This window comes from Bavariicoccus seileri WCC 4188 (assembly GCF_000421665.1).
Classification (GTDB): Bacteria; Bacillota; Bacilli; order Lactobacillales; family Aerococcaceae; genus Bavariicoccus; species Bavariicoccus seileri.
On record NZ_ATXL01000052.1, the window covers coordinates 1 to 12,815 of the forward strand.

Consider the following 12,815-nt stretch of genomic DNA (forward strand, 5'->3'; position numbering starts at 1 on the left):
TATCGATACCATTCGTTTTCGGTTCATTAAGGTTGCTTCTCGACTGACACATCATGCTCGTCGAGTTCAAATCCAATTCAGTTGTGCAAATGTGTATGACAAAGAGTTTGAAACGATTCTTCAGAATTTAACTTACCTATGATTCGAGTGTTAAATCGATAATTTTAAAAATTATTCAAAAAAACAAGGGGAAAGTGCGCTCTTTTTTAGTAGAAATGAACTTTTCTTTTCTTCCGTTAGGAAGGAATCTAATCGATTTGTAAAAAAGAAAGAAACATTTCAGTTTCGCCTAATTTTTTGATAAAAATGTCCCTGTATAAAAATCTATGAATGATTCAGGCCTTTATTTCTTTGTTAAAATATCTTGGTTATGTTGAATAACACACCTCTCAAAAACCCCATTATATCAACATGATACGTATCGTATCACTCATTTTTGACTCATGCTACACAGACCATCTTTATTTTCTTACCGACATACTCAATACTGATAACAGAGGTGATACTTTTTGAATATTGGAGACAAAATCAAAGAACAGCGGTTAAAGAAAGAATGGACGCAAGAGCATCTGGCACAATTGCTAAATGTCTCTCGTCCAACAGTTTCTAGTTGGGAAGTTCATAGAAACTACCCTGATTTAGAAACGATTATAGCTATCAGCGATTTGTTTGGTATCTCTCTAGACGATTTATTGAGGGAGGACAAGGAAATGGCAAAGGATACAACAACTAAACTGAAACGAGGTAAGCTATACAAAATTGCCTTGATGATTATAGCGGGTTTAGTCGCTCTTTATGGGGCGTACAATTTTAAACTTAGGTCTGATGAAAAAACTTATCGTCAGAACTTAGAGGCAAATGGTTGGGAGGTTTTACAAGATCCTGAGTCACTTACAGCTTCTGGTAATGCTTATGAACTGACTGAAGATGGTATTAATTACTGGACTTATATCTTGCCGGCAGATTGGGTTGGCTTTCCATTGAAAGAACAACAACTGACAGTCATAACTAGAGAAGATAATTTTGGGGTTACTGTAGATCAAGATGGGACGATAGGCATCAGTATATCACCTGAAAACGATGACTCATTTTCTAAACAATTATATGTCGATGCTACTCGGAATGGACAGTTGAAAACAATCAATGAGAGCTGGTCTGATGATGACGTTGCTCGTATCAAAAACTACTTGTCTAAATATACCGACAGTCATCAGGCTTTGATTGAAAAGTCATTTGAAAAATTAGAAGAAATTCGTGGGAAGAAATAACTCTTTACTAATCTTGAGCACTACTTGAGTGCAACAAATCAACTACAGAAATCTGACTCCTGTTTAATACTATTCTCAAAAAATTACCCTTCTGAAAATTATACCGATCCCAAAAGTTTTTTGGTCTAACCTTTGGGGGTCGGTACATTGTTTAATAATAATGGATGTTTCTTTTTCAGCTATTGATTTACTTACTTTTCATTTTTTCTTAATCTTATACACTGCCGTCACTTTTAACGTTACGCAACTCGTATGCAGTATTAAAGTTTATAGCCGGATATTTCTACTTACTTTTCAGTTATAATCACAAAGTTATTATGATTGGATGAAATTGAGTTAATCAGTCAAGTATAGTCACTTACAAAATATAACATGCTAGAAAACTTTATGTTTTCATAGACTATAAACTTGTTTTTTCTTACTGTTTAACTTTTTTAGTTTAAACTCTAAAAATGTTTTACGTAAACTACGAGTTGCTATTTTTTTTATCTCTCAGGGACTCTACTGCTTTTGCTAAACGTTCTAGGCCATCAGCTACTTTTTTTCTAGGGGCTCCCAAATTGAGACGTAAATGATTTTTCCCACCATTGCCATAAATACGTCCATCCATAATCGCCACTTTTTGTTTTGTCACTAATTCTAATTGAAGGTCCTTCATTTCTACATTTAGGTCACTAATATCTATCCAGGCTAGATATGTTGCATCTGGAATCTTATATTCTATATCTAGACGTTTTTTTAAGAATTTAGAAACGTAAACAAAATTTCCATCAATATATGAACACAGCTCTTGTAACCAATTTTCTTGGTGGTTGTAACACTCAATCGTAGATAGCATACCTAAATAAGGAACTGAAGATAATGCATTTTTAGCTTTTAATGTATACAAGAAATCTAACCTCTCCCTTTCATCTGGGATAAGTGCATATGAGCATCCTAAAGCTGGAGTATTGAACGACTTACTAGCCGAGGTAATAACAGCAGCTGGAACCGTTAATTCTTTAAAGAATTTTGCCAAAGAATTTCCTTTAACTCCTTCTCGTAAAATATCTAAATGAATTTCATCACTAATAATAGATACATGATATGCATTACATAAATCAACAAACTTTTGCATATCATTTTCTGTCCATACAATTCCGAGTGGATTGTGCGGATTGCATAGTAGAAAAATCTCTGGTTTCTCATTCACAAAAGTCTGCTCTAACTTTTCAAAATCGACTCCTTTATCGATCCTGTATTGGAATAAGCGCCTACTGTTTGAAGTAATAGTACTTATAAAAGCATCATAACATGGGGTTAAGGTTAAAACTAATCCGTTTTCTTTACTAAATTGTTCTACCAACTTAGCTAGACTAAAAATGACACTTGGGCTATAAACAATGGCATCTGAATCAACATCAGTATCATACTGGCTTCTATACCAATTTCGTATAGCTTCTTTGAATTCTGGATTATTCCATCGTGTATAACCGAAAATTCCACGGTTAGCTACTGTCTTAATTACCTCAGAAACACCTGCTGGAGATTTAAAATCCATATCTGAGATGGTAAACGGCAGTAGGTCTGCCTCCCCAAATCTATCTTTAACATAGTCCCATTGTGTAGAATACGTTCCTCGCCGGCTGACGACATTATCAAAATCGACCATTTCGATTTATACACCTACTTCCTATAAAATAATTAGTTCTTTTGGCGCTTTTGATAACAATTGTGGATGTCCCATATTATCTATCCACACATCATCTTCAATTCTCACCCCGCCTTTACCTTCAATGTATATTCCCGGCTCTACTGTAAAAATCATATTATTCTTGAGCAATTCCATACTCTCGTTATTCACTAATGGGTATTCATGAACTGATAGTCCTATACTATGACCTGTTCCATGCAAAAAACTCTCTCCATATCCATTCTCCGAGATAATATCTCGGGCTGTCTGATCGATATCATGCATTCTTATTCCAACGTCACATTTACTGATAGCTAAACGTTGAGCTTCCAAAGTTATTTTATAAATTCTTTTAAGCTCTTCCGATACATTTCCTATTGCAATTGTACGAGTAATATCTGAAAAATAATAATCATACATAAAACCGAAATCCAAAATAACGAGCTCATTATTCTTAATAATTTTATCGCTAGCGTGCCCATGAGGTAATGCTGACCGGACTCCCGAAGCTACTATTGTTTCGAAAGCTGGTGAACTGGCACCACAAGACAAACCAAATCGATTGATTTCATTTGCAACCTCTCTCTCACTCATTCCCGGCTTAATATAATCAAGAATATACTCGAACGTTTTGTCTGTGATACTGCATGCTTTCAGGATTTTTTCTTTTTCAAATTTATCTTTGGTCATTCTAAAATATTCTACAAAGTTTTCTGTTGGAACAACTTCTATTGTGTGTTTCGAAAACTTAAGAAATTCCGCAACAGTTAAGTCATTTGCTTCAATACCAATGCGTTTGAATCCGTTTTCATGAATCAGTTTAATACTTGCTTCAGTACAATTCATATGGCTATCAATAATTTCAAAACTAGGTGATTGTTGTTTTAACTGTTCAAAATATCGTCCATCTGCAATCACAAAGTTTCGATGCTTTGAAAGTAATAACTGTCCATCTGTTCCAGTAAACCCTGACAAATAATACTTATTTGCTTTTGTTGAAACCAAAAAAGCATCAAGTCTGTATTCTGTCATTTTCTCAAGTAGTCTTTTTAATCGTGCTGCAATCAAAGTAACCCTCCTTAATATTACGTTATTATGATTCTGGAGTTTTAATGCTATATATTTATACATTGCAACAATTGGTATCGTATCTAATTAAGAAACCAAGGCAATTGCCCTGGTTTCAACTCTAAAAGTCAAGACCTAAATCTCCTATCAATTCTTCCTCTTCTTTTGAGATTACTGCTTTTCGTGTCTTCTCGGCATGAAGTTCACGACGTTCATACAGTTTAAAGAATGGGTACCATAATGCTATAGAAAGAATAAGTTGCAGTCCATTGACAACTATACTTCGCCAATCAAAAGTTGCCAGATAACCTTCAAAGAATACTCCGACATAAGGTGGAGTAAATACCGACATTTTTAACCATCCTAATGACATTGCCCATGCTCCAAATGATGAAATTGCCGGACCGATAATAACAAAAGGAATAAAGAATAAGGGGTTTAATACAATTGGTGCTCCGAATAAAATAGGTTCATTAATTCCAAATAAAGCTGGGATTAATGCAATACGACCTATCTTCTTCTGTGCAACCGCTTTAGAAAACATACACCAAAAAACTAACCCAAAAGTTACGCCCGTTCCAGTAAAATTACCAAATGCCGAATCCATACCAGGTGTGAAGAAATGTGTTAATTCTATACCTGCTTTATAGTTAACAATATTTTCAGCTAAAAACTGTGTTGAAATCGGACTCGTGATAGGACTAAGTACTGCTGGATGGATACCAAAAAAGAATAGTAAACATTGCAACATTTTTAAGAAGGTGTAAGCAAATGGATTGTCCATTGAACCCACTAACGGTGCTAATATTTTTGTAAAGATCATCGGTGGCATTGTATTAAAGACGTTCACACTAATCATCCGAGCAATAACGAATGCACCAACAGTAATAACTGATATAGGAATCATTTCAAATGATTTAGAAACAAAGTCAGGTACTGTTTCTGGCATCTTAATGGTGAAGTTTCTTTTCTTACACCATCGAAAGAGCTCTACGGCCATAATTGAGCCAAACATGGCGACAAACAATCCCTTTGTACCGAAGTATGTTACATCAACAGCTCCATCTTCTGTAAAATCAACTGCTAAGATTAAAAAACCCATTACAGCCATTGTCATACAACCAGGTACATCAAGTTTGTGAGACTTGGCTAAGTTATATCCAATGATAGCCGAAACATATAAAGCCATCATCCCCATTCCAATTGTGTAAGGAATAGTTATGATACTAGAATATTCAGTTATCCATTGCGAAACGATATTTTCGGTACCAATCATGTTTGGAATTGCGTCTGGAATAAGGGCAAAGCTTCCAATAATAAGAATAGGAGTCATCGCAACCATAGACTTTTTAATCGCGCTTAGGTAAACATTCTTATCCATTTTGTTAGCTAATGGTGTAAAATACTTAGACATAAAAGCTTCAAATCTATCAAACATTATTCTTAGCCCCCTCAGCATTCTTTATTTCTTGTTTCCGTTGAGCAATCAGCGCTTTCTTTATCACAGTGCCTCCATCCATTGATCCGTAAGTTTCACGATCAATAACTACGTATGGAATTTTTAGTGGTTCAGTCAGTGATTTAACAAAATCACTTTTATAGGATACTTGTGGTCCTAGTAACACTACATCAGTATCCTCTATCTCTGTAGGTAATTGTTCTACCGGGATAGCGAGCAACTGAAAATCGTCACTGTTCAGTTTTTTGCTATTATTTATTACACTCTTCATACTGTCCATCATCATCGTAGTTGAGAGCCCTGCAACACATGCTAACACTATTTTCATTTTTCTTTCCCCTCTCCATCTCGCTCCTGAAATATTTTAATCATTTCTTCTATCAAATCTCTTGATAGTTGTGCAGTCATATAATGATCCTGCGCATGAACCATAAGTAAGTTAATCTGGTTTTTGTCTCCTCCCTCCCTTAACTCTTGCTGAATCATTTGAGTTTGAATGTTATGTGCTTCTGTATCAAGTTCTTTAGCCTCTTGCAATAATTTAAATGCAGTTTCGTAATCATGCCTTCTTACTTGCTGTAAAGCCTCGAAAGCTTTTGCGCGGCTTTCACCAGATGAAGAAATTAATCCCATTACTTGTAATTCTGATTTGTTCATATTGGTCCCTCTCATTAAAAAGAATATAAGTCCTTAATTTTTTCGTCATTAAACCTTAGCGCTATTTCTTTTATTAATTTTTGCATGCTCTTTACATCATTCATATTTGCTAACGAGTATGGGTCATGGCAGTACCGTAGAGGTAACCCCAATACTGAAGAAATTATACCGCCATTCTCCATATGAGCTGACCCTGCATCAGTACCACCTCCCTTAAACATATCCTTTTGATATTCTATTCCGGAGTCCTTTGCTATCTCCATGATATAGCCTAACAATCGTGGATTAGGGACCATTGTTTTATCAAAAAACTCTAACATCACTCCACGACCGAGCCTTCTTGTGTTTCTGTATCCACGATCCAATTCCGGATTTTTTGCTACATCAATTGCAAAAAATAAATCTGGTGAAACAATCTTTGATACCAATTTTCCCCCTCTTGTTCCGACCTCTTCGCTACTGGTAAAGGCAGCGACTATATTAACATCCAAATCAACATTTACGAGTGATTGCATAGCTTTTATCAATGAATAGCAACCGACTCTATCATCCATTGCTTTACCAGCTACAATATTTTCCGACTTTAGTAACCTAAAATTTGTTGCAAAGCAAACCATATCACCGACATCTATGCCACTTTTCTCAACCTCTTCTCTACTATCGAAACCAAAGTCCACATAAATCTGATTTACTTTACCTTCTGAATCTTTTAAGCTATTTAATAATCCTTCAATTTTTTCCCCTTGTTTTGTGGTAACACGAACTAATTGCATTGATTTAGCACGTTCTTCCACACTTCCTATTGGTATAAGGAATGCAAAACCAATATCCGAAATATACCTAACCATAAATCCTACTTCATCCATGTGTGCGGCAAACATTATAGTTGCTGCATCTTTCTTTTTACATTTTTTTGTAACTATTAAGCTTCCAAGACCATCGTATTCAAACGAATCTTTATATTCCTTAAGTTCGTCCTTAATGATACTTCTAACTTCATTTTCATTGGAGGCTATAGCATCTGCATTTGATAATTTTTTTAGTAATTGAAAATTCATTTTTATCCATCCATCCTTCTTAATACCTCAGTTACATTTTGCAAAACTGGATTGTTATATATTTTTTGAATTTTAGTTCTATCCTGCATCAATTGGAATAAGCCATTAGAGATTTGACTGTAATAATGGAAGTCTTCAGTTGATAAACAAACCATAAATACTAGTTTTACTGAACCTTGATGAGTTTTTATCTCTGGTTTAACAATTGCAACTGCAATAGCACTTTTCTGTGCTTTCATCTCAATTGGATGTGGTATACCGATTCCATTCTTATAAACAGTGCTCATATACTCTTCTCTTAAAAGCACATCTCTTTCAAATTCTTTATTGGCGTAACCGTGTTCTATCATTTTTCTTGCCATCATCCTAATCAAGTCATGATAGTCAGATATTTCCGTAATCATGAACAAATTTGACTTAAAAAGCACCAAATAATTTCTTAAAGAATCGATAACTTTATTTTTGGATAGTGGAAAATTCTCTAAAAATAAAACTTTTTTTATATTGATAATATCTTTATCTGTCAATAACTCTTTTATATAAATAGTTGGAACATTTGGGGCTTTTTTTAGTGGAACAACTGAGAATATAATATCCGGTTGAAATAATTCAAGATCTTTTTCCACCCAAAATGAAAATGTCTTTACAAAAGAAGTGGGGAAAATGTTTATTATTTGAGTCTTTATTAAGTTGCTAATGCCACCACCAGTAGTACACACAACAGCCACTCGTTCATATTTATTGATTTGCTTGTTCTTCTTCTTTTCGACATGATTTAAAAAATGCACTGTTATAAAACCAAGCTCATCGTTAGAAATATTCTCCCCAACATATTCTTTCAAAAACTCAGAGAACTTAAGAACATTATCAAAAATCATAGGGTATCTAATGCATAGCTCTAGAAGTAACGGGTTTTTGTATGTAATTTTTCTATCAATCCTATCTAATAAAAATACTAAATGCGTTGCTAGTTGTTCAAGGAATTCAGAATCTTTACTATAATCAGTTTTATTCGCTTTATCCTCATTAACAAAAAATTGTAGTAACTCCTTTTTTAATTTATTTTTATTTATTAGATTAGGAGACCTTTTTTCGCTTTGAGTTGAACGCTCTAGTAATTTCTCCACCTCAATCAATTCACATTGTTCAATATTTATGTCATATTCATTTTCTATTTCTTTAATAATGCTAACAATACTTTCTTGTCTTTCTCCCTTTGCTTCAACTTTGTTATTTCTCTTTCTATTTGGCTCCCAGGTCGCAATGTACATAACTAGAACCTTAAACCAACAAACAAATACCGTAAATTCATAGTATCCAATTCGCAACTCATTCTTTTTTATTACTTCTTCAATGATTAATTCATGATTGGTAAAGTTATTTAATCGTTCATCTGTTGCTTTTTTTAAACGCTTGGATCCTTTCATATAAAGGTCTAGCATCAACTTGCGGATATGCTTCGATGCTCCAATTATTCTAACGCCATAATGACTTTTACGTTCTAGGATTAAATTATAAGTCGAAAGATACCCAGAAACCGTTTTCATTTTTCCATAAAGTAACGTATCACTAATCTGCAATTCTTCTGCTATGTTACTTGTCGAATCAAAGTTATCACCATTCAACAATAATAGAGATATTACATTGAAAATCACTTTTTCTTCATCATATATTTCATTCTTTGGTCTGATTTTACTCATGAAAGAGGTAAAAGCGCCACTATTACCTATGGTCAGAAAATAACCTTTACCATAACTTGTTTTAATTGAGAATCCATTATTACGACTCACTTTCCTTAGGTAGGAGAATTCATTTTGAACTGTCCTCTTAGATACATTCAATTTTTCCATAAAATAATCAATCGATAAATAGTCTTTTGAATTGGCCAATGTTTCTAAAATTGTGTATGCTCTCATTGGTAATTTCTCCTTTATCCAAAATAATAATAAGGCAATTTCTTTGTAATATACAGGCAAACTTTTGCACAAAAAAATGCATCTATCAAAAGATGCATTTTTATAAAATCTAATGGAATCCCATCACATCGTTTTTAAAATTGGCGTTTGCATTTGTCCAACTTAATTTGATAAATGAAACTATTATTATACAAGAGATTACAAATACTACTAATTTATTCAGAATCTACATAATAGTGATAATTCTCTACTACGTCACTAACTTGTTCGTACATGTAGTCTGCATTAAACCACCATGTTTGCTTTGTCATATAATAATCTGACAACTCCTCTGCCACGCTCATTTGTGGTTCTGTTCCTTCAACCCAATCTGTTTTCTTTGGTTTATCAACCCATATTGATTTAGACGGGAGTTGAACAGATAAACTTTTATTTTTTGAATAACTCGCACGTTTTGCGGACGGTCTTATATGAAGAATTTTACCCCTTCGTATCCCTGGTAAATTATTAGTGACATTATACAGTCTACCAGTCTTAGTAGGCATTTCCAACTTTTTATACTTTAATGTCACTCCTTTCTTGAATATCGATTTAATCTCCTCCCAAGATTTTTTTATATCTCCCTCTAAATCTCTAAAAGGTACACGCCAGAATTTTACGCCTTGAAAATAAGTCTCAGATTCTCTTTTTTCATATACTACTAATAAAAATTGATAACTTGTTAAATATTCTCTCAAACTAGAATCCTCCCAATCCTCTTTAACAAGTTTAGCTGGATTAATTGTAGATTGACCCGGAATCAATATCTTAAAGCCTTCTGTGGTCCTTCTTTTTTTGGATTCTACTGTTAATATTTTCACTGAAATATCTGCTTTCTTAAACTCTTCAGTATCATCTATACTACTATCAAGATTCAGCATTCTCTTTGCCAATAGTGCTGAAGATGCCTTATCGTTTTTTTCTGGTATATCAATATCAAACAACTGAGCTAACTCTTTTTTTGTTTTTCCTACATAAGGCTTGAATTTTTTAATTATTATTTCTTCAAAAGTATTAACCTTCAACTCATGATTGTTCTTAATGACTCTTTCTGTTTCATGATTTTCAGTCATGATTTTTTTTGCTACCTGACTCATGTATGAACCTTTCAAAGTGAATGCACGTCTATGTGCCATCACTTCGCTAAAAGGTTGTTTAGTCATATTTCTTTCTGATTTAGCTCCTTTTGTTGTCGCTCCAAGATATTTTGTCAGGCTATCAGATAACTCTTCTGCTTTTCCTTGTAAGATATATTCTACAATTTTTTCCCAATCTTGTTTGATAATTAACATATCTTCCTCAGGTAGTTTTTTCAAGTCAAATAGAGTGGCAGCCTTGATGTATAAGTCTGGGCTTTCCTCGTTAACTAGATACTCATAATACATGAGCTCTGTTAGTTCAGCTTTCTCAACAAAAGAAGCATGCTCAAAACTTCTCTTATACTCATCATTGAAATCAAATATATTCAAGACTAATCTTTCTTTTGCACTCCATCCGTTCTTAGTTTTTTTTATAGGAGTTACTTTTATTTCTAGCCCCAAATAAGGTATATCAGCTTCACCACGATTATTATTCGGGATACCAAACCAATCACTTTCAATTGCATTACCAATCCACCCTTTATTATTTGGATGTAAATAATACTTACTTAACGTTTCTTCACATATCAAATCCCTAATTCTCTTATTTACTGCTTTTTTAGCGTGTTCATGGACTTCATCCACGTTTTTCCATTTCTTCTCTATCACTGAAATCAGCTCCTTTTACCATAAAAATTTATTCAGTTAAAAAATGCATCTATTATGTTAATAACTTTAAATTTCTACTTATAATTAACTATACCATTTTCAGATTTCGATCTTGATCTTTTGAAGTATTTAGTGTATAATATCTGTATCCAACCGAAAGGATGTTCGCTTAATGACAAAAAAGGAATTAAAAGTTTTAGAATTATTTGCCGGAGTTGGCGGATTTAGGATTGGTCTCGAAAACTCAGACTCTGACCTATATAAGACAAAATGGAGTAACCAGTGGGAGCCATCTCGTAAATCACAAGATGCTTTTGATGTCTATAATTATCATTTTCAAGATAGCACTAATATAAATGAGAATATTGAGGAAATACCAAATGAAGCTTTTCAAAATATGGATGCGGATATAATCGTTGGTGGTTTCCCATGTCAAGATTACTCGGTAGCCAGGAGTAAAAAGCATGAAATGGGCTTGAAGGGGAAAAAAGGAGTTCTATTCTGGCAAATAATTCGTGCAGCTAATCAAATTAAACCTAAATACCTTATTCTAGAAAATGTTGATCGCTTACTTAAGTCTCCATCAACGCAACGAGGTAGAGATTTTGCAATAATGTTAACGACTTTCAATAATCTCGGTTATTCGGTTGAATGGAGAGTTATAAATGCAGCAGAATACGGAAGAAGTCAAAGAAGACGCCGTGTATTCTTTTTTGTATATCGTAATGACACTGCATTTGCAAAAAAAATAGATAACATTTTTGAAGATAATAATAGTAATCAATTATTTGATGAGCATATGTATGATAATTACATGCTTTCTACAGGGTTATTTGCTAGACAATTTCCTGTACAACCATATGCCTATAAACATAGGCAGGCATCATATAAGCTCTCAAATGAGATTGTAGAAGTTTCTGATATCTTTTCTGGTAAGGTTTGGAACACTGGCATCATGCGTCATGGAAGATACTTTACAATGGATACTGTTCCTAAAGGAAATGAGAAACCTATACCATTAAAAGATATAGTCTTACCAAATAAAGCCGTAGATAAAAAATACTTTTTAGACAATGCAGACAAATTAGAAAAATTTCAGTATCTTCGTGGTGCTAAGAAAATTGAAAGAACCACTAGCACTGGACATACTTACACCTTCTCAGAAGGCGGAATGTCTCCATATGATGACCTAAGCAAGCCGGGAAGGACTATGTTGACCTCCGAGGGATCAGTTAATCGGTCGACACATTTGCTGAAGATAGACGACCGTTACCGATTATTGACCCCAATTGAGGCTGAAAGGCTTCAAGATTTTCCGGATGATTGGACCAAATACAAAAAAACATCTAACGGAGATATCATAGAGGTTTCAGACAGAATGAGAATGTTCTTTATGGGGAACGCATTGGTTACAGAGATTGTAAGACGAATTGGTGATGAATTAAAAAAAATTCAGGACTAGTTTTCTTCTATTATTACAGTAATACTATAATTACCAACTACACTAAAAAAATTGGCGACGATACTCATTTAAGAGATTATCGTTTTTTCCAAAACTATATGTAAGCATATTAAAGCTCTGCTTATCAATAATTTAATTTTATTTTCTTACATTATTCCTAGATAATTCATAGTTTTATGAGTTTGCGCTCTAAAACCGTATTTCTTCAACATTTGTAAAGAGTTTCTTTTTTCACCCATTTGGTGCGTGAAAAAAGAACACCTTTCTGTTAATGTAGATTTGACGAAAATACAAAACAGAGGTGTTCTATATGTCAAATTTACGCGATAATCGACTAAGTTTCAATAAAAATGTTCAAATTTCCTCAAAAAGTGAAAAGCTATCTTCCCATGGCGGATTGATTTTGGTTCGTGAGTTCCTCGAAAAAATTCAGTTTAATAAATTAGTGAAGAAAAATGTGCATTTTGA

General features: G+C 33.7%; 10 protein-coding genes. 2 read left to right on the top strand and 8 right to left on the bottom strand.

Features of this window, described 5'->3' with window-relative positions:
• Nucleotides 1-509: 509 nt before the first annotated feature.
• Nucleotides 510-1,268 carry a helix-turn-helix domain-containing protein gene (locus H541_RS0109310; protein WP_022797045.1) on the top strand — a complete coding sequence of 253 codons (759 nt, stop codon included), beginning with the start codon at nt 510-512 and terminating at the stop codon, nt 1,266-1,268.
• A gap of 466 nt (nt 1,269-1,734) precedes the next feature.
• Here H541_RS0109310 and H541_RS0109315 read toward each other — a convergent pair whose 3' ends face one another.
• The 8 genes from H541_RS0109315 to H541_RS0109350 form a co-directional block, all read right to left on the bottom strand.
• Nucleotides 1,735-2,919: a MalY/PatB family protein gene (locus H541_RS0109315; RefSeq protein WP_022797046.1), complete on the bottom strand. Its 1,185-nt coding sequence runs from the start codon at nt 2,917-2,919 to the stop codon at nt 1,735-1,737.
• Between the two features lie 21 nt (nt 2,920-2,940).
• Nucleotides 2,941-4,008 (bottom strand): M24 family metallopeptidase, encoded by a 1,068-nt coding sequence (locus H541_RS0109320; RefSeq protein ID WP_022797047.1) that lies wholly within the window; start codon nt 4,006-4,008, stop codon nt 2,941-2,943.
• A 121-nt stretch (nt 4,009-4,129) separates the two neighbouring features.
• Nucleotides 4,130-5,446 carry a PTS sugar transporter subunit IIC gene (locus H541_RS0109325; protein ID WP_022797048.1) on the bottom strand — a complete coding sequence of 439 codons (1,317 nt, stop codon included), beginning with the start codon at nt 5,444-5,446 and terminating at the stop codon, nt 4,130-4,132.
• Complete coding sequence (locus H541_RS0109330; protein WP_022797049.1) at nt 5,439-5,795, bottom strand: PTS sugar transporter subunit IIB; 357 nt, start codon at nt 5,793-5,795, stop codon at nt 5,439-5,441. Before H541_RS0109330 ends, H541_RS0109325 begins: the two co-directional genes overlap by 8 nt.
• Nucleotides 5,792-6,124: a PTS lactose/cellobiose transporter subunit IIA gene (locus tag H541_RS0109335; protein ID WP_022797050.1), complete on the bottom strand. Its 333-nt coding sequence runs from the start codon at nt 6,122-6,124 to the stop codon at nt 5,792-5,794. The genes H541_RS0109330 and H541_RS0109335 overlap by 4 nt, the downstream gene beginning before the upstream one ends.
• Nucleotides 6,125-6,138: 14 nt before the next feature.
• Nucleotides 6,139-7,182 (bottom strand): aminopeptidase, encoded by a 1,044-nt coding sequence (gene ypdE / locus H541_RS0109340; RefSeq protein ID WP_022797051.1) that lies wholly within the window; start codon nt 7,180-7,182, stop codon nt 6,139-6,141.
• A gap of 2 nt (nt 7,183-7,184) precedes the next feature.
• The gene (locus H541_RS0109345) at nt 7,185-9,098 is read right to left on the bottom strand and encodes a BglG family transcription antiterminator (protein ID WP_022797052.1); all 1,914 of its coding nucleotides are present in this window, start codon (nt 9,096-9,098) and stop codon (nt 7,185-7,187) included.
• A 215-nt stretch (nt 9,099-9,313) separates the two neighbouring features.
• Nucleotides 9,314-10,885 carry a Sau3AI family type II restriction endonuclease gene (locus tag H541_RS0109350; protein ID WP_022797053.1) on the bottom strand — a complete coding sequence of 524 codons (1,572 nt, stop codon included), beginning with the start codon at nt 10,883-10,885 and terminating at the stop codon, nt 9,314-9,316.
• 172 nt (nt 10,886-11,057) lie between these two features.
• On the opposite strand from H541_RS0109350, the gene H541_RS0109355 reads away from it, so the two are divergent.
• The gene (locus H541_RS0109355; RefSeq protein ID WP_022797054.1) at nt 11,058-12,347 is read left to right on the top strand and encodes a DNA cytosine methyltransferase; all 1,290 of its coding nucleotides are present in this window, start codon (nt 11,058-11,060) and stop codon (nt 12,345-12,347) included.
• Nucleotides 12,348-12,815: the final 468 nt, after the last annotated feature.